Genomic DNA, 22,390 nt, shown 5'->3' on the forward strand with positions numbered 1-22,390 from the left:
CGAGGTCACCGTAGTGATTTCCCAGGATGACGCCGGACACGCGATGCCCGGAACGCGCCCGGTATCGCTGCGCATCCCTGCTCATGGTCGCCATGCCCTGACACTGCAGGCCTCTCGGTCGCTTAGCGTGTCCGTGTACGCTGAGAAATAATGCAGCGCTCGCTCATCGCTCGGGCCGCGTGGGTGACGCTGAGCATGGCAAGCGGCCCGGACGGGCTCCGAGCAAGGGCACTGCACGGCGCCCGCTTGCTCAGAGCCCGTGTCAGGTCGCCCGCTTAGCCGCCTTCGCGGTGACCTTTGATGAGGGCGTCGTCCAGACGGAACACCTCATTGCCCTTCATCAGGATCTTGCTACCGTCTTTGGTCTCCATGACCTTGCCTTCTGGCATGCTGACGGACTTGCCGTACTTGTTCTCCATGCCCATCTTGCCGTCTTTGAAAACGTGGACTTTTGATCCGTCTTTGAGCTCATAGGTTTTCACGACCGTGCTCAAATCGGTCGCGGCGGCAGTAAGCGATACCGCGGCAATCAGGCTTGCAACGACAAGTTTGCTTTTCATCTTCGAGATCTCCTTTGGCTCGGTGGCACAGGTTGAGACTGCGTTGGCACACGCGGAAAGCGCGTACCGAAAAAGGGGGAACGTCTAGACTATTGCGGTGGCGCCGGTCGGGGCTGGCCGCAGTCACGGTTTTGTCGCTTCGCCTCTCGCGACGGCTTAGATTTGGCAGTATTCGATGGCGCCGCGGCGCCGTTGCCGTGCTTGAATAAGCGGTGCCGGGGGTTCACGGCAAGCGCATACTGCGGGGTTTCCTTGTCCCGCTGCGCTGTACAGTCCAGCGACCTGCTTTCCCATTCATGGTCCACGGCAGGCCACATCGCGGGCGCGGCAGGAGCCGGCACGCCACCGCACTGCAGCCACCAGTTACTGCTGAGCTCTTGCCTGGGCTCCCAGCCGATTTGAATGGCGCCAATCGCACCGGGCGCGATGCCCATTGCCGCGCCACCGAGCAGGACCAGCAGCTTTCCGGCTTTCATGGGTCCTTTCCTGAGTTGGCCGGCGACGTGTGCCACGCGCGCCAGCATGGCACGCGGAGAGGACGCAGACTAATGCCCCATCAAACGGGGCCCCCCTATGGCTGCTTGCACGTGCGTCATAATGACCATTCTATTTTCCCGCGCGCGGCCTTCGCAGGCGTGATACGAAATGTAATCGCACAGTAAGTTGGCGGTTAACCAGCAGCGGGCTTGAACCTGGCCGGCGTCTCAAATGGGTTCAGAACCAGATTCGCACGCCGGCAACGATTTGCTTGTCGGTGGTCCGCTCTCCGGCAGCACGCGCAAAATCCGCGGTATTGCCCAGCTTCTTGCCCCACACCACGCCTAGGTAGGGGGCGAACTGGCGACGGATCTCGTATCGCAGTCGCAAGCCAAGCTTGAACTCGGACACGCCGCTGCCAATGCCTCGCGCCTCATCTGCCTTGCTATAGGCGTTCGCCTCGAACTCCGGCGTCAACAGCAGACGTTGGGTGAAGCGAATATCGTAGGTAGCCCGCACTCGGGCGGCAGCGCGTCCCGACGACCCCAGATAAGCCGTGGCTTCGATATCAAACCAATAAGGCGCCAGGCCTTGCACGCCAAAGGCGCCCCAGGTCCGCGGCGGCCCATTGCCGAAATCCTGGCGCACGCCCAGTTGCCAATCCCAGAACGGCGCAAAGGCGTGTCCCCACAGTGCCTCAGCTCTGGCATCCTCTGTGTTGCCATACAGACGCGTGCCTTCCGACTTGACCCATAACCGGTTCAGATCCCGTCCTACCCAGGCGAGCATGTCCCAGGCCAGTCCAGAGCCGCCGGGTGCCTTGACGTACTCGAGGCGATCGAATAGCACCTGATAGTAGATATCGTTATCGGCCATCGTATCCCCAGGCATGGGAATGCCTCGGTTCGGATCTGCCATCGGCACCGGGGCCTCATTCACCTGGATGATCGCATTCGCGCCGCCGGGCACTGAGGCAGATTCTGTCGGACTGACTGCGGGATGGCTTGGCGCTGGCTTCCCGGCTGGAGCTGCGGTCTTTGGTGGCATCGGGGCATCGTGCGCCATGCCTGGCATCGGCGTATCGTGTGTCATACTTGGCATCGGCGCCATCGTCTGCGCCGCCACGCTGTGGCACTGCACGCTGGCCAAGAGAGCCAGGCTTGCGAGAAGGATGAGACGGTGGTTGGGCACGTCAATCTCCCTGGCGTTGGCGAGGTTCAACCCGCTCATGCGACCACGACCTTGCGGAACATGCCGGCTTCCATGTGGTAAAGCAAGTGACAATGAAAGGCCCATTGTCCCGGCGCATCGGCCGTCACCAGGAAGCTGACTTGTTTGGACGGCTGGACGTTGATCGTGTGCTTTCTGACCAGCGCCTGGCCTTCGTGATTTTCCAGCTCGCTGAACATCCCGTGCAGGTGCATCGGGTGGTTCATCATGGTGTCGTTGATCAGCGTGATGCGCAGGCGCTCCCCGTAGTAGAGCCGGATCGGTTCGGCTTGGGAAAACTTCTTGCCGTCGAGGCCCCAGATGAAACGGCGCATATTGCCGGTCAAGTGCAGTTCCAACTCCCGGCTGGGCGGGCGCTTGTCGATCACCGGGCCGAGCGTTTTAAGGTCCGCGTAGGTCAACACTCGCCTGCCGTTGTTGCGCAGTCTTGGCCCCGGATCCGACAGCGAGCGGGAAGGGTTCATCGAGCGCATGTCGACCTGTGGCCCCATGCCAGGCATATTGCCCATCTTGCCCATGTCATGCCCCATCTCGCCACCGGTTTTCTGCATCCCCGGCTTCGCGTCGGACTTGCCGTGGTCCATGCCGGCCATTCCGGCATGGGCGTCCTTCGCTGGCCCGGACATGGTCGACATGTCATGCCCCCCCATGCCCCCCATGGCGCCCATGCCCGCCTCCGGCGTCATTGGTTGCATCGTGGGTGCGCCACCCATGGACTCCATCCCCATGCGATCCATGGCCATGGATGGTTTCTGATCCATCTTCATGGCCCCCATTTCCATGCTGCCCATATCCATGTCCGCCATGTCGCCCATGCCCATATCGGCCATGGTGAGCCAGGTCTTCGGATCGAGCTTGGGCACGTCGGCTTCCATCCCGACTTCCGGTGCAAGTGTCGCCCTGGCGTAGCCGCTGCGATCGATCGACTGAGCAAAGATGGTGTGCGCCTTATCGTCCGGCATCTGCACCACTACGTCGTAAGTCTCGGCGACGGCAATGCGGATTTCATCCACCGGTACCGGTTCGACATCCTGCCCATCAGCCGATACCACCGTCATCTTCACGCCGGGAATTCGGACGTCAAAGTTGCTGGTCGCCGAGCCGTTGATAAAGCGCAACCGCACGCGCTCCCCGGCTTTAGCGATCGCTGTCCAATTTTTATCTGCGGGCGTGCCGTTGATCAGGTAGGTAAAAGTGGCTCCCGAAACATCGGCCAAATCGGTCGGATTCATTCGCATCTGGTTCCACATCGCGCGCTTAGCCAAGGCCTCGGACAGCCCCATTTCGGACACATCTCGGGCAAAGTCGCCCACCGTCGGCATCTGAAAGTTATAGACGTCGCTCATCTTCTTGAGCTTCGCGAACACCATTTCCGGGTTTTCATCCGTCCATTCGCTGAGCATCACGACATAGTCGCGATCGACCTTGATCGGGTCTGGATGCATTGGCTCGATGACCAGCGGTCCGTACAAGCCGGTCTGCTCCTGAAAACGGGTATGCGCGTGGTACCAATAGGTGCCGGCTTGCCGCACTTGAAAGCGATACACGAACGTCTCGCCCGGCCCGATGCCGGGAAAGGAGATACCGGGCACGCCGTCCATCTGAAACGGCAGCAAGATGCCGTGCCAGTGAATCGATGTTTGGGTATCGAGCAAGTTGGTCACGCGCAGCGTGACCTCGGTGCCTTGCTTCCAATGCAGAATCGGCGCGGGGATGGAGCCGTTCACACTGGTGGTAGGCCGGATACGGCCGGTAAACGACATGGGCGTCGCGCCAATGGCCAGGTCAAACGTGGTCCCTGTCAGCACGACCGGATAGCCTTGGCTCTTCAAGGCCCAAACGGCGCGTGGATACGCGCCCAGGCTCGCCAAGCCGCCTCCGGCGATCAGACTTCCCAGCAGTCGGCGGCGGCTCAGTGAGACGGGGCGAAGCATGGCATCGCTAGGGCGTTCGAACACGTTGTCTCCTCGCGCAATGGTGAAACGTCCACTTAGCATAGTGCGCGCCACGTCGAAGCAAAAGCTCCTTTAGCGTCATCAGCCTGGCCAAAACATGTGCTGTCACCGGTTTCGTCATCGTCGCGTAATGCTCCTGTAAGGCAGTCGCTCCCATGCTGTCGTCTGCTTCCTGTGGCGCGCGAATTGCTCTCAATTTGGCGGCGTCTCGCAACGCTGGTCGAATTTCTTTAGGAGCTTTGCCATGCCACATGAAAACTATCTATCTTGTATTGAAGCCTGTCACGCCTGCACAGTCGCCTGTCATCACTGTGCTGCGTCTTGTCTGCGTGAGCCAGAGGTTGAGGCCATGAAACGCTGCATCGCACTCGACCTGGACTGTGCCGAAACATGTGCCTATGCCGCGGCGATGATGGCGCGCGACAGCCAGTACGCGCGCGCGATATGCGCGCTGTGCGCGAAGGTCTGTGAAGAGTGTGGGACGGAGTGCGCCAAGCACGAAGCGCAGCATTGCCAAGAGTGCGCACGTGCCTGTCAGGAGTGCGCGCAGGTCTGTCGCGCCATGGCGTAGATCCAGGTAGCCCAACGACTCGATCTTGGACGGCAACGCGCGGCTCGGGTGGTGAAGCCATGGCACGCCGCGAACTTGAGCCGTGTAACGGCAGGCATAGCGCGTTGTAGTTCTTTCCCGCGCTAGCGCCAGATGTAAGCCAGGATCCCGACCTCGGCAACGCGTGTTGCCAGCGTGGCGAGGGTCAAGGAGACGGAGTGTTCACCAACCCCAGGTATCCGCCCATTGCCGACTATGCCGTCATTGGCAACACGCATAGCGTGGCGTTGGTGAGCACGTCGGGATCCATCGACTGGTGCTGTATGCCGCACTTTGACGCCGGCGCCGTATTTTGCAGATTGCTCGATGCTAACCGAGGAGGCTACTTTCAAATCCGGCCGACGGGTCGTGCGATCAGTTCGCGCTATTACCGGGTCCCAGGGGGCGTACTGGAAACCATGTTTGAAGCCAGCGGCGGGATCCTTCGCCTGACCGACTTCATGCATAGCGAGCGTCTCGCACGCAGTCGGCTGGACCATGACTCACCCGAGTGCCATCGGCTGTTGCGGCGCATTGAGGCGACCGTTGGCGAGGTGAGGGTGGAACTAGTGTTCAGTCCGAGCTTTGACTATGCGCGCAAGCCCCACCAATGGGAAGTCGGTTCGCATGGCGTGACCGCTGTATGCGAACACCAACGTCTCAGCCTGGTATGTTCGCCGCCGCTGCCGCTGGCGACCGAAGCGCACCGCGCCAAAGGCGTGGCCATCGTGCGGCCCGGCGCGCCGCTGTGGGCGATTGCGTCCTTCCAACAAGACGGGCCGGACCGGCCTGTGCACGACCCCCAGGCGGTCCTTGATGAGACCCTACGACATTGGGGCGAGTGGCAGCAGCAATGCACCTATCGCGGTCCCTTCGAACGAGAAGTGCGCACCAGCGCCTGTGTTCTCAAGTTGCTGACGTTTGGCCCGACCGGAGCACTGGTGGCGGCGCCAACCACCTCGCTGCCGGAGTGGATCGGTAGCAGCCGCAATTGGGACTATCGGTTTTGTTGGCTGCGCGACTCGGCCATGGTGCTGCGCGCGTTGATGGCGCTGGGCCATCACGAGGCCGCAATGGACTTCTTTCGTTGGATCGAGCGATTTTGCGATCTCAAACGACTGCAGATCATGTACCGGATCGATGGCAGCCCGAACCTGCCTGAGCAGGAGCTTCGCCATCTTGACGGGTACCGTGCGTCCCGTCCGGTGCGTATCGGCAATGCGGCGGCGGAACAGGTGCAACTGGATGTCTATGGGCATGTCCTCGACGCGGCCTGGGTGTGCCAACAGGGCATGCCAATGACACTGTCCGCCCCAATGCGGCGCGTGCTCGCCCGGCTAGCCGACGCCGCCGCGGCGCGCTGGCGTGAGCCGGACCAAGGATTCTGGGAAACGCGCGGGGTGCCCCAGCATTTCGTATCATCCAAGCTGATGTGCTGGGTCGCGTTGGACCGTGCCATTGCGCTGGCACAGGCTGGGCAACTCGACGGAAACGTTGCTGTCTGGAAGCTCGAACGGGACGCGCTGCGTCGCGTCATCGAGGGGCAGGGGTTTCACCACGGGACTGGCGCGTTCACGCAAAGTTTCGGATCGCCAGCTTTGGATGCGAGCGCGCTACTGATCCCGCTGACCGGCTTTCTCCCCCCAACTGACGCGCGCGTGAAAGCAACCGTGGCCCGCATTCAGCGGGATCTCACCAAGGATTCGCTGGTCTATCGGTACCGCATCCACGATGGCGTGCCAGGAGAAGAGGCGACCCTCGCCATCTGCAGCTTCTGGCTGGTACAAGTCCTGGCCCGACAAGGCCGGGCCAAGGAGGCGATCAAACTCTTTCGGCACATCTGCTCGTTTGCCAGCGATCTCGGCTTATTCGCGGAAGAGATCGACCCGGATAGCAAGGCGCTGCTGGGCAACTATCCGCAAGGCTATACCCATCTGGCACTGATCCAGGCTGCGCTGGACATTCAGCAAGCGCAGCAACGCGGGGAGGCCTGAATGCATCCGCCCAACGTTGTTGTCGTCACCGGTGGCACCGCAGGCGTGGGGCTCGCTGCCGTGCGGGCCTTTGCGCAGCGCGGGGACTGGATCGCAATCCTGGCAAGAGAGCCGGATCGCCTGGCCCGGGTCTGTAGCGAATTGCGCGACCTGGGGATCCTGGCGCTGGGCATCCCCGTCGATGTCGCCGATGCCCAGCAGGTGGAGGCAGCAGCGTCGCGCATTGAGCTCGAACTGGGACTGATCACGATTTGGGTGAACAATGTCTCGACGACCGTGTTTGCGCCGGTCGCCGAAACAACGGCGGCCGAGTATCGCCGCGTCACGGAAGTGGTCTATCTGGGCGCGGTGCATGGCACGTTGGCCGCGCTGAAACGCATGTCGGCGCGCAATCATGGCTGTATTGTGCAGACCGGCTCGGCGCTGGCCTATCGGTCCATCCCGCTACAGTCAGCATACTGTGGGGCGAAGGCGGCGATCCGTGGCTTTACCGATTCCCTGCGTTCGGAACTCGTTCACGATCATTCGTCGGTGAGACTGACGATGGTGCATTTATCGGCGTTCAATACGCCGCAATTCGATTGGTGCCGCAGCAAGTTGCCACGCCGTGCCCAACCAGTGCCGCCAATATTCCAGCCGGAAATCGCCGGCGAGGCCATTGTCTGGGCAGCCACGCACGGCCCTCGCGAGGTATGGGTGGGCTGGCCAGCCGCCAAAACCATTCTGTCCAGTCGATTTTTCCCAGGCCTGGGTGATCGTGTGGCGGCCAGACAGGCCTATGAGGCACAGCAGACCCAGGAACCCGCCCACCCCGATCGGGCCGATAACCTGTTTGTACCGGTCGTGGGCTTGTTTGCAGCACATGGCCGCTTTGACAATCAAGCGAAGTCAACCAGTGCGCAGTGGTGGATCTGCGTGCATCGCTGGCAAGTGTCCGCAGCGATCGGTGTGGCCGCCGTGGCTGGCCTGCTCGGTCTCTTCATGATAGTCAGATAACACCCCGGCAAGGAGTCGGCGTTGGCACATAGCACGGACACGATTTTGGTAGTGGGGGCAGGATCGCTGCTCGGCCGCGCCGTAGTGGCGCGCCTGTTGCAGCAATACCGTGTGGTCGCGCTCGATGGCGAAGACCTTGCCGCAGCGTTCCCCAGTGCGCTAGCGCTTCGCATCGACGCGACACGTGAAAAAGATATGGCGCAGGCATTCGATGCGGTGATAGCCGGTCACGGCGAGCTTATAACGTCGGTCGTCTATGTGGTCAGCGAGATGGAAGACGCGCCCAATGCGGACGGCAGCGTGCAGCGGATCGCGGCGGAACTCGACCTTGTCGGCAACCTGCAACGCATCATTGTTGAATTGCTGCGGTGCGCGGTGGGTCAATTCGTGCTGGCCGGCACCTTGCTAGTCCATGCCCCGTCGCAACCCGGCAATCCGATCAATGAAGCCTCGCCCATCGATCCCAAATCGCCATTGCGGGCGATGATGATCAGGGCGGAGCACCTGCTCCAGCACGAACTCGGCGCCGTACCGCGGTTGATGCTGCGGCTCGCGCCGCTCTACGACGATCTCGGTCATAACGCTTTCCTGGTGCAGCAGATCGCGGCAAGCTACGAGTCCAGCCTTGTCGCCCGGGCCGACGCACATCCGGACACCGCCCATGTGTTCCTGCACGTCGATGACGCGGCAGCGGCGGTCGCGCACGCTGTCGCAGCGCGCGGCCAGTTGCCTTGCAAGTTGTCGTTAGTGCTTGCCGAGGAGGAGGCAGTGACACCAAGGCAACTGCGGGCAGCAATTTTGCACGCACTGGATGGCCCGGGCGAAGCGATGCGGCCGCAGGCCGGCGTCGGGGCGCGCCTTTACTCACGCTGCCAGCATGCGCGAAATGTCGGTGACGCCTCTGACCCGGAACTGCGATGCCTGGCAAGCGATCATTATGAAGTGGACAGCGCCAGCGCGCGCGAGAGGCTAAATTGGCGGCCTGAGCGCCGAATTCTAGAAACGATGCCTCGCATCATCGCGGCGCTGAAGCAGGACCCGGTCAGTTGGTATCGCGCTAACCGGCTAAACACGGCCATCATCGCCGACCATCACCCCGTGGTGCGACACGGCAGCGTGACCGTCAAGGGCGCGCCGGAAATCAGCGGCTCCGCCGCTAAGCACGAGCACGAGCACGAGCACGAGCACGAGCACGAGCACGAGCACGCGCAGCATATGCGCGACGCCCATTACAGCCTGTTATGGGCGCATTATCTCAACATCTTGCTTGGTGCCTGGTTACTCACAAGCCCTTTTGTCTTGGGCGCCTTTGATACTCGGGAGTTTGGCACGCTGGTAATGCAAGTGACCGCAGAACGCGGTCTTGCGCCCCCTGCGTTGCGCATGACGTGGCTGGGCTGGAGCGACATGGCCAGCGGCAGCCTGATCATGGGCTTCGCCACATTGTCTCTTTCGCGTCGCTTTTCATGGGCGCAGTGGGGCAACGCCTGTGTCGGGCTCTGGTTGCTGTTCGCGCCACTGGTGTTCTGGGCGCCGTCCCCGGCCGTCTACAACAACGATGTGATCGTCGGCGGCTTCCTCATCGCCTTTGCCATCCTCGTACCCATGATGCCAGGCATGAGCATGGCGTCGATGAAGGACCAGTCCGATCTGCCGGTCGGGTGGACGTACTCGCCGTCCACCTATTTGCAGCGGCTGCCCATTATCGGGCTGGCCCTGTTCGGGTTCCTGATCGCACGCCAGCTCACGGCGTATCAACTCGGCCATGCGGCGGCGGTTTGGGAGCCGTTCTTTTCTCCTGACGCGCAAAAAAACGGGACGGAAACCATTATTACCTCCGCCGTGTCCCGGTCCTGGCCGATTCCGGACGGTGGCCTTGGCGCGGTCAGTTATCTGCTGGAGGTGTTGATGGGCGCGATGGGTGGGCGCCAGCGTTGGCGCACCATGCCTTGGATGGTGGCGGCATTTGGGATCGTCGTCGTGCCCCTTGGCGTGGTGAGCATCTATTTCATCATTATCCAGCCAATCGTGATCGGGACCTGGTGCACGTTGTGCCTGATCGCTGCGGGCGCAATGACGCTGATGATCCCTTATACGTTGGATGAACTGGTTGCAATGGGTCAGTTTCTGGGACAAGCGCATCGGCGCGGCGAGCCGGTACTTCGCCTCTTCTTCGTGGGCGGCGCCTCGCCAGGAAGCCAGCGCGACCGGCGTCCCGGTTTCGATAGCGCATTGTCCGACGCGATGGCGTCGGCGTTGCGTGGTGTGCAATGGCCCTGGACACTGGTTGCGTGTGTCGGAGTTGGCATCGCGCTGATGTTCACGCGCCTGTTGTTTGGCACCATTCCGCCGTTAGCGGACAGCGATCATTTGATCGGTGCGCTCGTAATTGTTGTCGCTGTGGCCGCGCTCGCAGAGGTAGCAAGGTTACTGCGCTGGATCAATGTCGGCTTTGGCGCTTGGTTGGTCATCGCACCGTGGGTGCTCAGCGGCGGAAATTCCGCGGCGGCGGCATTTGGGGCCGTCGCAGGGCTTGCGTTGATCGGATTGAGCCTGCCGCGCGGCTGGCGCAGCCGGGAGCACTATGGTAGCTGGGTCGGCTCATTCGGTAGCGGAATGCGGCGAACTGGCGGCGGAGTCGCCGCCAGTTTGACCGTCGGCCAGCGTGCCTTTGTTATCGGACCTCGCCTTCATGCATCATGCCTAACAATCATCTAGCCATCATTAACCTCTCCCGCCTTGACATCCTGATTGCGTCGCTTCAGGCAAACGCCGCCTTGCAACGTCGCCGACTTGTGCGCAGTCGGCCAGCAGCAGCGAAGGACGGCCGGGCGCAAAACTTGCTGGAAGTACAACTCGCAGCGCTCACCGCCCTACGGGCGATACGCTTTAATCTAGTAGAGTCGGCACCAGCGCCACGCAATGTTGATGGCGCCGCAATATTTGATCAGGCCGCACGGCGGCAGTCTGGCTGCCATCGATACGATCCGGACGATGAACGTCAACGATGTGCGCAAAGTCCCGGCCGACGCGCCGACCTCCTTCATCAAGAAGCGCTGGGAGCCACTGGTACGCACCAAGAACGGCATCGATCGTCGCTACTATGAGCTGTGCGCGCTGTCCGAACTCAGAAACCGCCTGCGCTCCGGCGACATCTGGGTCCAGGGCTCGCGCCAGTTCAAGGATTTCGATGAGTACCTGCTGCCCGCCGAGAAATTCGTCGCACTCAGACAGAGCCGCTTGCTGCCCCTGCCCATCGCCACCGATTGCGAGCGCTACTTGAGCGAGCGGCGCGGGCTGCTTGAACTGAAGCTGGCCACCGCCAACCGGTTGGCCGCCGCCAACAAGCTGCCGGACGCGATCATCACTCAGTCGGGCCTGAAGATCTCGCCGCTCGATGCGGCCGTCCCGATGGAAGCGCAGACCCTGATCGATCAGACCGCGCTCATGCTGCCGCGCGTCAAGATTACGGAACTGCTGATGGAAGTCGACGGCTGGACCGGCTTTACCCGGCATTTCACGCACCTGAAGACCAGTGAGCCTGCCGCCGACAAGACGCTGCTGCTCACGACCATTCTTGCCGACGCCATTAACCTCGGGCTAACGAAGATGGCGGAATCCTGCCCGGGCACCAGTTACGCCAAGCTCTCCTGGCTGCAGGCCTGGCATATTCGGGACGAGACCTATGCTCAGGGCCTGGCGGATCTGGTCAACGCGCAGTCCGCCCATGCGTTCGCTGCCCATTGGGGCGATGGCAGCACCTCATCGTCGGATGGCCAGCGATTCAAGGCGGGCGGCCGTGCCGAAAGCACCGGCCACGTCAACCCAAAGTATGGCTCGGAGCCCGGCCGGATGATCTACACGCACATCTCGGATCAGTACGCGCCGTATCACTCCAAGCTGGTGAACGTCGGCGTCCGTGACTCCACCTATGTGCTCGACGGCCTGCTGTACCACGAGTCGGACCTGCGGGTCCAGGAGCACTACACGGACACCAACGGCTTCACGGACCACGTCTTCGCCCTGATGCATCTGCTCGGGTTCCGGTTCTCCCCGCGCATTCGCGACCTCGCGGACTCAAGGCTGTACATCCCCGGCAATCCTGACGACTATCCGGCATTGGCCCCTATGATCGGCGGCGCGTACAAAGAGAGACTGATTCGCACGCACTGGGACGAGGTGCTGCGCCTCGCGACGTCGATCCGGCAGGGCACGGTCACCGCCTCGCTGATGCTGCGCAAGCTCGGCAGCTACCCGCGACAGAACGGACTGGCGGTCGCCCTCCGCGAGCTCGGCCGCATCGAGCGGACGATATTCACCTTGGACTGGCTGCAGGACCTGGAACTGCGTCGGCGCTCCCATGCGGGGCTCAACAAGGGGGAAGCGCGCAACGCCTTGGCACGGTCCGTGTTCTTCTACCGGCTTGGCGAGATCCGCGATCGCAACTTCGAACAGCAGCGCTACCGTGCCAGCGGACTGAACCTGGTCACCGCGGCCATCGTCCTGTGGAACACGGTCTACCTTGAACGTGCCGTGCAGGCGCTGGTGGAGCGCGGCATGCCCATCGATCCGTCCCTGTTTTCGTACCTGTCGCCGCTCGGCTGGGAACACATCAACCTGACCGGCGACTACGTGTGGCGTCAGAGCCAAAAGCTCCAAGATGGAAAATTCCGCCCGCTGCGATCGCTTCCGGAGGTGCGTTGGCCTAGCGCTGCCTGAACCCGCAATTCACCGGCGTTACGACTTCACGACCGTTCTCGGGCAGGGCCAACACCGGCATGGCACTTACACGGCGCCACATTGTCGTATCCAACCACTGGGCCGCCCCTCGTTGGCCAAGCCGAGGGCGTCGTAGAGGAATGTACGACTGGATCTTACAGCACAAGCGCGCCTTGCAAGCGCTGCGCCCGCTGGTGCCGCTTTGTCCCCCCGACGATGTCTGACTCGACTAGGTCGCTTGCCCCTCGATACGGGGCATATGAGGCTGGCTGCGCCGAAGCCGTACAAAAGAAGCCGGAACGAACTGGGGCAGCGTAGCCCGCGTCCACTACGTCCTTTGGCGCACTTATCCCGCTTGCAGCGCTGCGATCAGCGGGCAGGATACGTTACCCTGGCTGGCATGACAGGCGCCCACCAGTTCGGACAGCACGGCCTCCATGCGTCTCAGGTCGGCCAGCTTTGCGCGCACGTCATTGAGCTTGCGCTCGGCTAGGCTGCTCGCTTCCTCGCAATGGGTGCCGTCCTCCAGGCGAAGCAGTTCACCGATTTCTTCCAGACTGAATCCCAGCCGCTGCGCCGATTTCATGAAGCGCACCCGGACCACATCCGTTTCGCCATAGCGACGAATCCCGCCGGCGGGCTTATCTGGCTCTGGCAGCAGCCCCTTGCGCTGGTAGAACCGGATCGTTTCCACGTTGACACCAGCCGCCTTGGCGAAGGCGCCGATGGTCAGGCTCTCCAATCCGCTCCGCATATCGCTTGACTCCGTACATAAGTACGGAAGTAAGGTTACGCTATCCCTACCTACTAAGAAAGGAAAAACGCATGTCACGACTGCAAGCCGGGCGCCGTGCGCTCTTTGCCGGTGGCATCGCCGCAATCCTCGCCTCCACCTGCTGCTTGGGGCCGCTGCTCCTGATCGCGCTCGGTTTCAGCGGGGCCTGGATCGGGAATTTAACGGCGCTGGAGCCATATCGGCCGCTGTTTCTCGGCACCGCAGTGCTGGCTCTGTTCGTCGCCTGGCGGCGCGTTTTACGCCCGGCGCAAGTCTGCAAGCCGGGCGAGGCCTGCGCTATCCCGCGGGTACGCGCCACCTACAAGCTCATTTTCTGGGTCGTCGCCCTGCTGGTTCTGGTTGCGCTCGGCTTTCCCTACGTGATGCCATGGTTCTACTGATCAGGAGTTCGCCATGAAGAAGCTGTTTGCCGCCCTCGCTCTCGCCGCCGTTGCTCCGGCGTGGGCCGCCATGCAAGCCGTCACGCTGTCCGTGCCGGGCATGACTTGCGAAACCTGCCCGATCACGGTCAAAAAGGCGCTCTCCAAGGTCGACGGCGTGACCAAGACCGAAGTGAGCTTCGAGAAGCGCCAGGCCGTCGTCACCTTCGACGATGCCAAGACCAGCGTGCAGAAACTGACCAAGGCGACCGAGGACGCGGGCTATCCGTCCAGCGTCAAGCGGTAAGCCCCGGATCGAACATGGGAGTGACCGCATGGGACGGATCACGCGCGTGACCAACAAGGCAGGGGCGCTCGGCGGTATCGTCTCGGCGATGGGTTGCGCGAGTTGCTTTCCCGCCATCGCCGGCTTGGGCGCGGCTATTGGCCTAGGCTTCCTGAGCCAGTACGAAGGGCTGTTCATTAGCGTTCTGCTGCGGGTGTTCGCTGGTATCGCGCTACTCGCCAATGCGACTGCCTGGTTTAGCCATCGGCAGTGGCAACGGACCGCACTCGGCGTGATCGGCCCACTCCTGGTACTGACGGCGGTGTATTTGACGGTTGGCCGGCGCAGCGAGGCGCTGCTCTATGTCGGCCTGAGTTTCATGGTCGGCGTATCGATCTGGGACTTCATCTCGCCGGCAAAGCGCTGCGGGGCACCGAACGCCTGTGAACCCCCGGTCAAGCGCGGCTGACCGCATTGGCCGCTGCCGAAGTGAACATTGGAACTGTGGTATGACCCACTTGAAGATTACTGGAATGACCTGCGACTCGTGCGCCGTCCACGTCAAGGATGCCTTGGAGAAGGTGCCGGGCGTGCGGTCTGCGGTCGTGTCCTACCCGAAGGGGACGGCGCAAATCGCCGCCGAACCCGGCACGTCGCCAGATGCGCTGACTGGCGCCGTGGCCGGACTCGGCTACCGGGCCATGCTCGCCGAGGCCCCGCCGGCGGAAAAGCGCGGCAGCCTGCTCGACAAGGCGTTCGGCTGGCTGGGCCGCGGTGAGAAATCCGCAGGCGAAGGCTGCGGGCTTCGCATCGCCGTCATCGGCAGCGGCGGCGCCGCGATGGCGGCGGCCCTCAAGGCCGTCGAGCAAGGCGCCGAGGTGACCCTGATCGAGCGCGGCACCATCGGCGGCACCTGCGTCAACGTTGGCTGTGTGCCGTCCAAGATCATGATCCGCGCGGCCCACATTGCCCATCTACGCCGCGCAAGCCCGTTCGACGGGGGCATCCAGGCCACGCCACCGGCGATCCTGCGCGAGCGCCTGCTCGCCCAGCAGCAGGGGCGTGTCGATGAGCTGCGCCACGCCAAGTACGAGGGCATCCTCGCGAGCACGCCGGCCATCACGGTGCTGCGCGGCGAGGCCTGCTTCCAGAACGGACACACCTTGAGCGTGCGCCTGGCCGAAGGCGGCGAGCGCGAGGTGGCGTTTGACCGCTGCCTGATCGCTACTGGTGCCAGTCCGGCTGTGCCGCCGATCCCCGGTCTGAAGGACACCCCGTACTGGACCTCGAACGAGGCGCTGGCCAGCAACATCCTTCCTAAGCGGCTGGCCGTGATCGGCTCGTCGGTGGTGGCCGTGGAGCTGGCGCAGGCCTTCGCCCGGCTCGGCAGTCAGGTCACGATCCTGGCCCGCAGCACGCTGTTCTTCCGCGAGGATCCGGCCATCGGCGAGGCCGTCACGGCCGCCTTCCGTGTCGAGGACATCACGGTGCTGGAACACACGCAGGCCAGCCAAGTGGCCTACGCGAACGGCGAATTCGTGCTCACTACCGGGCACGGCGAAATCCGCGCCGACCAGTTGCTGATCGCCACCGGCCGCGCGCCGAACACGCGTGAGCTGGCACTGGAGGCGGCGGGGGTGACGGTCAACGCGCAGGGCGCCATCGTCATCGACAACGGCATGCGAACCACCGCGCAACACATCTACGCCGCCGGCGACTGCACCGACCAGCCGCAGTTCGTTTACGTGGCCGCGGCGGCCGGCACCCGCGCGGCGATTAATATGACCGGAGGCGATGCCGCGCTTGATCTGAGCGCCGTGCCGGCGGTCGTGTTCACCGACCCGCAGGTCGCCACCGTGGGCTACAGCGAGGCGGAAGCGCACCACGACGGCATCGAGACCGATAGCCGCCTGCTCACGCTCGACAATGTGCCGCGCGCGTTGGCCAACTTCGACACGCGCGGCTTCATCAAGCTGGTTGCCGAGGCAGGATCGGACCGCCTGATCGGCGTGCAGGCGGTGGCGCCTGAAGCGGGTGAGCTGATCCAGACGGCGGCGCTGGCGATCCGGGCGCGGATGACCGTGCAAGAGCTGGCCGACCACTTGTTCCCATACCTGACGATGGTCGAGGGGCTGAAGCTCGCGGCGCAGACCTTTGCCAAGGACGTCACGCAACTGTCTTGCTGTGCGGGTTGAGAAAAAGCCAACCGTCTGGAACTCGGCGATGGCCAAGCTGGCCAACTGGAATACCGCCCTCGAACTGTTCCGCGGGGACTACCGGGTGCCGCTGGTGCCCTCGAAGTCTGCGGCCTACCTGGCGGTGTCAATCGAGCTGACCGCCCCAGCTCTGCTGTTGCTGGGACTAGCGACCCGCGCCGTGGGGATGGTCCTGCTCGGCATGACGGCGGTGATCGGCGTCCCCTTGATTTCGGTGCAATTTACCGGGGTAGCCACCCTTAGCATTCACGCGGGTTTCCGGGCGGCGTCCGGGAAAATACCCCAGTAAATCAATAAGTTGCTGTCTACTGTCGCCAGTTGGGCGCGATTGCCTCATAGCGCACTTATTGTGTCGAAACGTTGCGTCCCGGTCTCATTGCCGATAACCTCAGCGGTCCGTCTTACGCTTGGGAGAGCGCGATGGATCACTGGCAACTGGCGTATCTGGGCATGCGGCAGATTCCGCGCGAACTCAGCGAGTTTGAGCTTACCACGTTCTTCACCTTCTCCGCCAAAGAGCGGGCCCTGATCCATGCGCGGCGCAGCCATTTGTACCGCTTGGCCTGTGCCGTTCACATTGGCTTTGTCCGCATGACGGGGCGCACCCTCGATGCCTACAAGCAGGTGCCAAAATTCCTCTGGGCCTTTGTGGGCGCGCAACTCGGCATCACGCCGCCGGACATGGGCACGCTGAGCGCGCTGTATGACGGGCGCACCGATACCTTGGTGGACCATCAGATGCTGGCCTACCAAGCCCTGGGGTTCAGCCCGATGGCAGAGCATCAGCGACGTTACGTGACGCGCTGGCTCAAGGAGCGGCTGGCAGGGCAACCGAGCCGCAGTGACCTGCTGCACGAGTTGAAGCGCTGGCTCTACGAGCATCGCATCCTGATTCCGCATGACCGAGCGCTGAAGCGGCTGATCAGCCAGGCCGGAGAGGCATTCGAGTCGGCCCTGGCTGACGCGCTGGTGCAGGCCTACGGCGAGGTTTCCCTCGATGCGTGGGGTGCCCTGCTACCGCGGCCAGAAAACGACCGGCCGAGCCTACAACAATGGCTGTGGGCTGTCCCGCTACGCAATTCGACCCATCAGATGGGCGAGTTGTTCGACAAGATCGACCGCCTGTACAAGCTGGGCATCCACAGCGGTTGGCCGGCAGCCTGCAATGAGGCGGTGGTGCGGCACTATGCGCGGCGCTGTGCCAACCGCCCGGCGTCGGTCAGCAAGCGGGTCGCGCAACAGTCCCGCCGCCTGGAATCGGCTTGCTTTTTACGCTATGCCTTATGCGCGGCCACGGATCAATTGTCGTCCATGCTGCGGCACTGGATTCGCAAATGCGTCAACGATGCCGGACGCCTAATTGACGCGGGCCGACCGGACCCAGGTACCAAGTTGGGGGAATTCGCTGCCGCCGTCAAAGCGCTGGTCGCAGACGAGACGCAGACAAGGGATGCCCTCTGTCAGCAACTGAGCAATCTGGCTGACGAGGCAGCTGGTCAGCATCTAGCGAGCCGTGCCAGCCTCATCCGCGCGCAACTCCTGTCGCGACACAGGCTATCCCGTGCCTTGCTGGGCAGACTGGTTCATCTGCCATTTGCGGCACAGTCGGCCCACCCGGTGATCGAGGCAATGGAGGTACTGCGCAAGCTCTATGCGCGCAGGGCCGACTGGCTCCCTGATCGGGTGATGGTTCGATTGGGACGCGCCTGGCAGCCAGCACTAGAGGGCTTGGATCGCAAGCGGGCCCTGGCCGCCTTCGAGTGGGGGACGCTGTTTGCCCTGCGGGTGGCGCTGCGCAATGGCTCGGTCTTCCTGGACCACAGCTTCGCCTTCCGCAGTCAGGCGGCCCTACTCATCTCCAAAGAGGATTGGCAAGCCCGGCGTAACCATTTCTACGGTCATCTCAAGCTGCCGCAGGACGCCAAGGCGTTCCTCGATCCTGTGGTGGCGCACCTGGACGCGGGGCTCGCCAGGTTGCGCGATGCAGTCCAGCGTGGGGAGCTGAACATTGATAGCGCCATCCATATCGATCCGCTCACGGCAAAGAAACCGGAAGCCTCTGTGGAGGCGCTGCGACGCGCGCTGTTCGAGCGGCACCCCGGTGGACAATTGCCCGAAATCCTGCTGGAGATTGACAGCAGCACCCACTTCAGCTGGCTCCTGCTGGGTCGGGAACCGCATTCGCGCAGCGAGCTGCTGATGATCTACGCTGCAGTGCTGGCGCACGGCACCTCAATGTCGGCGGCGGACCTCGCACGGATGGTGCCGGAGTTGTCGCCCAGCGCGATCCGGCAAATGATGCATCGCATCGCGGACGAGCGCAAACTGCGCCAGGCCGCCGATGCCGTCCTGATCTTCATGCATCAGCACCCGATCGCCCAGCACTGGGGGCGCGCCGATCTGGCGTCGTCGGACATGATGTCGCTGGAGACCACGCGCACAGTCTGGCGGGCACGGGCTGATCCGCGCCGGCGCACGGCATCGATCGGTATGTACACGCATGTCCGGGACCGCTGGGGCATCTTCTATGACCAGCCGATCCTACTGAACGAGCGGCAGGCCGGTGTCGCCATTGAGGGCGTCATCCGCCAGAGCGGATCGGAAGACGTGGCACAACTAGCGGTCGATACCCATGGCTACACCGATTTCGCCATGAGCCTGTCCCGGCTACTTGGCTTCGATCTCTGCCCGCGGCTTGCCCACCTGCGCGATCGCCGCCTGCATGTGCCCAGGGATCACGAGATACCGGCGGAATTGGCTGCGGTGGCGGACGCGGATGTCCGGCTGGTCTTGATCGAACGTGCCTGGGACGAACTGGTCCGGATCGCGGCATCGGTGCAAAGCGGGGCAATGTACGGCAGTGCAGGCCCTGATGCGTTTCGGTGCAGCGGCGAAAAGTCAACCCATCTATGAGGCTGGCGTGCATCTCGGGCGGCTGTTTCGCACGATCTTCCTCATCGACTATTTCACCAATCCCGCGTTCCGCCATGAGATGCAGCATGCCTTGAACCGCGGCGAGGCGGTCCACACGGTGCAGCGGGCCATCCACTATGGCAAGATTCCGTTGGAATTGACCCGGCACGATGCGTCGCTGGCGGCGGTGTCGTCGGCTCTGACCTTGTTGTCCAATGCCGTGATGGCCTGGAACACGCTGCACATGCAGCGCGCGCTGGACGCGATTGAGGCCATCGGCGGCGAATCCATGCGTGCCGAGGATTTGCGCCAGATTGCGCCGACTCGTCTGGAAGGCATCAATTTGCGTGGTACTTTCGATTTTCCGATTGCACGTTACGCCCATCGGCTGCTGCCGAGTGCGACGAGCACGCCGGACTCACCATCGCAGTGGCGCACTGCATAGCCCATTTTTTTTCGGATTGTGCCGTTATCCTCGCGGGTTGGAGTCGGTGATGTCATCCTTAGGGCCTGCCTTCCTTACCGAAGGCGCGCTCGAGGCTATCAAGGAAACGCGATGCGGATTGATAGCCGATGACCCGCACCGGGCTCTCTCGCCCATCGGCGCCGAACAAGATGATGCCGGGCGGCCCGAATAGGCCGAAGCGCTTTAGCAACGCCTTGTCGTCGGCGTTGTTTTGTGTCACATCAGCTCGAAGTACGACAACCCCGGCCAACTGCGTCTGAACTCCGGGATCGCTGAAAGTCGTCTCCATCTCCTTACAGCTGACACACCAGTCGGCATAGAAATCGAGCAGTACCGGCTTGCGGGCCGCAACGGCCTGCGCCAGACGTGCGTCGAGCTCGGCCACCGAGCGGATCCGCGCGAAGTGCACCACCGCGTGGTCGGCGGCGGTGGCTGGCGACGACTGGCGAGTGCGCAGGTGCGACAGAGGCTGCAGCAGATCCCGCCCGCCCGACGCCAGCCCGACCAACAGGATGGTTCCCGCCAGCGCGGCGATCAGGCCCAGGCCCTTGCCCAGCCGGGCCACGCCATGCGGTTTGGGGCCAAGCGAATCGAAGGCGCCCAGGAAAACTGCGGCGATCAGCAGCAGAGCGGCCCACGTTGCCATCACGGCCCAGGGTGGCAATAGCGGGGTGATCACCCAAGTTCGCCTCGCCCAGCAGCAGAAAGCCAAGGCAACGCTTGGTCACCTCCAGCCAGTGCCCGGCGCGCGGCGGGAGATTGCCGGCGGCGACGCCGGCCAGCACCAGCGACAACCCCATGCCGATCGCCAATGCGAATAACGCACCGCCTCCGGTCATGGCATCACCGGTTCGTGCGAGATAGGCGAGCGTGCTCGATAGCGGCGCCGGCATGATGCGCGCGACGGCCAACGCGGACATCGCCCCCAGTGCTGCGGCAGCCCGACGATCCAGCTGCTGTGCGGATGTCGTCGATCGGGGCTGCCGCAGCAGCGCGCGGAGCCCGAACATCGATAGCGCCAGGGCCACGAGCAACGTGGCGAAGGCCCCGAGCGCCCAGGGCGTCAGCAGCCCTGTCAAGACCCTCTCACCGAGCCACCCGGTGGCCATGCCGACGCCGGCATAGGCTACCGCCGAGCCGAGCACGTAGTCTAGCGAGATGATCAGCGCACGGCTGCGTGTCACGTGCTCGCCCACGACGATGGACCAAAGGATCGGCACCATCGGCAGCACGCTCGACGTGACCGTCAGCAGCAGGCCGAAGCCGAGGAAGAGCAGCGCGATTGCCCCAAGCTGGTGGCTGGTCAGCGCGCGAATGATGCGGTCGCCGTCATCGCCATGTGGCACGATCTCCGGTATCGCATGCCCGCCCTGGTATTCGCCCGCTCCGGGAGAGGTTACTGCAGTCGGTGGCACAAGCATCGCCATTGGCGTGCCACCCTCGCGCTTATCAAATAGGCCCGCCGAGCGGGCTGCCGCCCACCTTGTATACGCTCTCCATCGGTGGATAACAGATTCCCTTGTCGGCGCAGCCTTGCGATGTCACGACCAGCGTCCATTCGCCATCCGCAGGAGTGACCTCCACTGGCACGCGAATCTTGACGCCACCATGGTAGATCTCCATCTCCTTGCCAAACGCCTCGTCGTACTTAACCTGCCCTGGTGGAAGCACAGGTGTACCGAGCTTCACCCCTGCCGGCCGGGCAGCAAAGGCGAATCGCTCACGGTAGAGGTGATAGCCGTCCGCGATGTCGAAGTGCACCTCGATGGCGTGTTCGTCGAGTTGCCGGGCCGCAAAGCGCAAGGCCCGCTCAGGCGGCAGAAGATCTTCCTCGCCCACGGCGCGGGAAACGCCAGCGGCGCCCGCGATACAGAGCCACGTGACGAGGAGCAGCCCCAGGAGGAATTGCCCCGGAGCCAAGCGCCATACTCGCCCGGTGTCGCCCGTACGCGCCACTGCCATGCCAGTTTGCATAGCCCACCTCTGGAACTGAATTACCGGCCACGCAATGCCGCGGCTCGTGCCACTTGCATTCCGACCGGTGCCACGTGCCGCCGCAACTCCGTTCAACGGGCATCGTTATCTGGCCCTGCGGCCGATCTGTGCCTCGCCGCATTCATGGGCGCTCATCCCCGCCGGCACCCAACGCACCAGCCGATTCGGGTCATTCGGCTGTATCCACTGACGCTCCCGGGGGAACGTGTAGATGCAAGAACCTCTCGACGGCGATTACCGCCACAATCCCGGCGCCTGGCACGGTGGATTGTCCTACCTCGATGATCGCTTTGGTGATGGCCTCGACGTCGCTTTCCTCCGCGAAGATCTCGATCTTGGTGTGCACGGGTGGTCAGATCGCTCGAGAAGAAATTCCGATACTCGCCGTACCCCTTGACTTTCGTTGCGGTCAATCCGGGCGCGTGGACGGTTGCGAGGCGCTTCTCCAGCTTCTCCAAAAGCTCAGAGGGCACGATGGCAATAACACATATGGTACTCATGGGCGCCTCCTTGACAACGCAGGGTTGGACGATCAGCAGTGCACTGTCGGGGTAAGTCATCATCCGGTTCCATTGCGATCCTGGCCGATCACCAGACGGGTTTCGCCTTGATACGCGTGCGGTGGGATCTCCAGATTGAGCGGCGCTGGGACGTTGCGGAACACGCGGCCGGCCAGGTCAAACTTGGAACCATGGCAAGGGCAAAAAAAGCCACCAGGCCAGTCATCCCCCAAGTCCGCCGCGCCGACGTCCGGGCGATAGGTGGAGCGGCCCCACGTATCTGAGGACACGAGGACTCTCTTAAAATAAGGGATAGTCTTGTGCCTATCAGTAAGCCTA

14 protein-coding genes and 5 pseudogenes are annotated in these 22,390 nt (G+C 63.0%); 12 read left to right on the plus strand and 7 right to left on the minus strand.

The window, feature by feature from the left end; translation table 11 throughout:
- Positions 1-275 precede the first annotated feature (275 nt).
- The 4 genes from copK to HTY53_RS17325 form a co-directional block, all read right to left on the minus strand.
- The gene (gene copK / locus HTY53_RS17310; RefSeq protein ID WP_053821780.1) at positions 276-560 is read right to left on the minus strand and encodes a periplasmic Cu(I)/Cu(II)-binding protein CopK; all 285 of its coding nucleotides are present in this window, start codon (positions 558-560) and stop codon (positions 276-278) included.
- Positions 561-649: 89 nt separating this feature from the next.
- Entirely contained in the window at positions 650-1,036 is a 387-nt protein-coding gene (locus HTY53_RS17315; RefSeq protein ID WP_144200242.1) for a hypothetical protein, read from the minus strand.
- A 238-nt stretch (positions 1,037-1,274) separates the two neighbouring features.
- Positions 1,275-2,267, minus strand: a complete 993-nt coding sequence (locus HTY53_RS17320; protein ID WP_223819835.1) for a copper resistance protein B — start codon at positions 2,265-2,267, stop codon at positions 1,275-1,277.
- Positions 2,264-4,201 carry a copper resistance system multicopper oxidase gene (locus HTY53_RS17325; protein WP_053821781.1) on the minus strand — a complete coding sequence of 646 codons (1,938 nt, stop codon included), beginning with the start codon at positions 4,199-4,201 and terminating at the stop codon, positions 2,264-2,266. Before HTY53_RS17325 ends, HTY53_RS17320 begins: the two co-directional genes overlap by 4 nt.
- Positions 4,202-4,466: 265 nt before the next feature.
- Here HTY53_RS17325 and HTY53_RS17330 point away from each other — a divergent pair, with 265 nt between their 5' ends.
- The 5 genes and pseudogenes from HTY53_RS17330 to HTY53_RS17350 form a co-directional block, all read left to right on the plus strand.
- Complete coding sequence (locus HTY53_RS17330; RefSeq protein WP_062799392.1) at positions 4,467-4,793, plus strand: four-helix bundle copper-binding protein; 327 nt, start codon at positions 4,467-4,469, stop codon at positions 4,791-4,793.
- Positions 4,794-4,990: 197 nt separating this feature from the next.
- Complete coding sequence (locus HTY53_RS25080) at positions 4,991-6,805, plus strand: glycoside hydrolase family 15 protein (protein ID WP_053821782.1); 1,815 nt, start codon at positions 4,991-4,993, stop codon at positions 6,803-6,805.
- Complete coding sequence (locus HTY53_RS17340; protein ID WP_053821783.1) at positions 6,806-7,801, plus strand: SDR family oxidoreductase; 996 nt, start codon at positions 6,806-6,808, stop codon at positions 7,799-7,801.
- 21 nt (positions 7,802-7,822) lie between these two features.
- Positions 7,823-10,519: a vitamin K epoxide reductase family protein gene (locus HTY53_RS17345; RefSeq protein WP_174107781.1), complete on the plus strand. Its 2,697-nt coding sequence runs from the start codon at positions 7,823-7,825 to the stop codon at positions 10,517-10,519.
- Between the two features lie 249 nt (positions 10,520-10,768).
- Positions 10,769-12,520, plus strand: a pseudogene (locus HTY53_RS17350) (Tn3 family transposase); the annotation flags it as partial.
- A gap of 346 nt (positions 12,521-12,866) precedes the next feature.
- On the opposite strand, the gene merR reads toward HTY53_RS17350, so the two are convergent.
- Positions 12,867-13,274, minus strand: a complete 408-nt coding sequence (gene merR, locus HTY53_RS17355; protein WP_062799388.1) for an Hg(II)-responsive transcriptional regulator — start codon at positions 13,272-13,274, stop codon at positions 12,867-12,869.
- Between the two features lie 71 nt (positions 13,275-13,345).
- Here merR and merT point away from each other — a divergent pair, with 71 nt between their 5' ends.
- From merT to HTY53_RS17385, 6 genes and pseudogenes are all read left to right on the plus strand, one after another.
- Positions 13,346-13,696 carry a mercuric ion transporter MerT gene (gene merT, locus HTY53_RS17360; RefSeq protein ID WP_062799386.1) on the plus strand — a complete coding sequence of 117 codons (351 nt, stop codon included), beginning with the start codon at positions 13,346-13,348 and terminating at the stop codon, positions 13,694-13,696.
- Positions 13,697-13,709: 13 nt separating this feature from the next.
- Complete coding sequence (gene merP / locus HTY53_RS17365; RefSeq protein ID WP_062799383.1) at positions 13,710-13,982, plus strand: mercury resistance system periplasmic binding protein MerP; 273 nt, start codon at positions 13,710-13,712, stop codon at positions 13,980-13,982.
- Positions 13,983-14,010: 28 nt separating this feature from the next.
- Positions 14,011-14,430, plus strand: a complete 420-nt coding sequence (gene merC, locus HTY53_RS17370; protein ID WP_062799381.1) for an organomercurial transporter MerC — start codon at positions 14,011-14,013, stop codon at positions 14,428-14,430.
- Between the two features lie 40 nt (positions 14,431-14,470).
- The gene (gene merA, locus HTY53_RS17375) at positions 14,471-16,156 is read left to right on the plus strand and encodes a mercury(II) reductase (RefSeq protein ID WP_062799379.1); all 1,686 of its coding nucleotides are present in this window, start codon (positions 14,471-14,473) and stop codon (positions 16,154-16,156) included.
- Positions 16,116-16,379, plus strand: a pseudogene (locus HTY53_RS17380) (DoxX family membrane protein); the annotation flags it as partial. The gene merA and the pseudogene HTY53_RS17380, both read left to right, overlap by 41 nt.
- Before the next feature lie 218 nt (positions 16,380-16,597).
- Positions 16,598-19,535 (plus strand): annotated as a pseudogene (locus tag HTY53_RS17385) (Tn3 family transposase).
- A gap of 58 nt (positions 19,536-19,593) precedes the next feature.
- Here the strand turns inward: HTY53_RS17385 and dsbD are convergent.
- Positions 19,594-21,530: pseudogene (gene dsbD / locus HTY53_RS17390) on the minus strand (protein-disulfide reductase DsbD).
- Between the two features lie 232 nt (positions 21,531-21,762).
- On the opposite strand from dsbD, the gene HTY53_RS17400 reads away from it, so the two are divergent.
- A complete protein-coding gene (locus tag HTY53_RS17400) occupies positions 21,763-21,948 on the plus strand; it encodes a hypothetical protein (protein ID WP_170265909.1) in 186 nt (61 codons plus the stop codon).
- Between the two features lie 162 nt (positions 21,949-22,110).
- Here HTY53_RS17400 and HTY53_RS17405 read toward each other — a convergent pair.
- Positions 22,111-22,390: pseudogene (locus HTY53_RS17405) on the minus strand (Rieske 2Fe-2S domain-containing protein); the annotation flags it as partial.

The sequence above is a fragment of the Cupriavidus gilardii genome (assembly GCF_013314895.1).
GTDB lineage: Bacteria > Pseudomonadota > Gammaproteobacteria > Burkholderiales > Burkholderiaceae > Cupriavidus > Cupriavidus gilardii_C.

What these genes read in the sequence shown, in the direction of transcription:
- copK (WP_053821780.1), bottom strand. Translation starts at nt 560, where the DNA reads ATGAAAAGCAAACTTGTCGTTGCAAGCCTGATTGCCGCGGTATCGCTT.
- HTY53_RS17315 (WP_144200242.1), bottom strand. Translation starts at nt 1,036, where the DNA reads ATGAAAGCCGGAAAGCTGCTGGTCCTGCTCGGTGGCGCGGCAATGGGC.
- HTY53_RS17320 (WP_223819835.1), bottom strand. Translation starts at nt 2,267, where the DNA reads ATGAGCGGGTTGAACCTCGCCAACGCCAGGGAGATTGACGTGCCCAAC.
- HTY53_RS17325 (WP_053821781.1), bottom strand. Translation starts at nt 4,201, where the DNA reads ATGCTTCGCCCCGTCTCACTGAGCCGCCGCCGACTGCTGGGAAGTCTG.
- HTY53_RS17330 (WP_062799392.1), top strand. Translation starts at nt 4,467, where the DNA reads ATGCCACATGAAAACTATCTATCTTGTATTGAAGCCTGTCACGCCTGC.
- HTY53_RS17340 (WP_053821783.1), top strand. Translation starts at nt 6,806, where the DNA reads ATGCATCCGCCCAACGTTGTTGTCGTCACCGGTGGCACCGCAGGCGTG.
- merR (WP_062799388.1), bottom strand. Translation starts at nt 13,274, where the DNA reads ATGCGGAGCGGATTGGAGAGCCTGACCATCGGCGCCTTCGCCAAGGCG.
- merT (WP_062799386.1), top strand. Translation starts at nt 13,346, where the DNA reads ATGTCACGACTGCAAGCCGGGCGCCGTGCGCTCTTTGCCGGTGGCATC.
- merP (WP_062799383.1), top strand. Translation starts at nt 13,710, where the DNA reads ATGAAGAAGCTGTTTGCCGCCCTCGCTCTCGCCGCCGTTGCTCCGGCG.
- merC (WP_062799381.1), top strand. Translation starts at nt 14,011, where the DNA reads ATGGGACGGATCACGCGCGTGACCAACAAGGCAGGGGCGCTCGGCGGT.
- merA (WP_062799379.1), top strand. Translation starts at nt 14,471, where the DNA reads ATGACCCACTTGAAGATTACTGGAATGACCTGCGACTCGTGCGCCGTC.
- HTY53_RS17400 (WP_170265909.1), top strand. Translation starts at nt 21,763, where the DNA reads ATGCAAGAACCTCTCGACGGCGATTACCGCCACAATCCCGGCGCCTGG.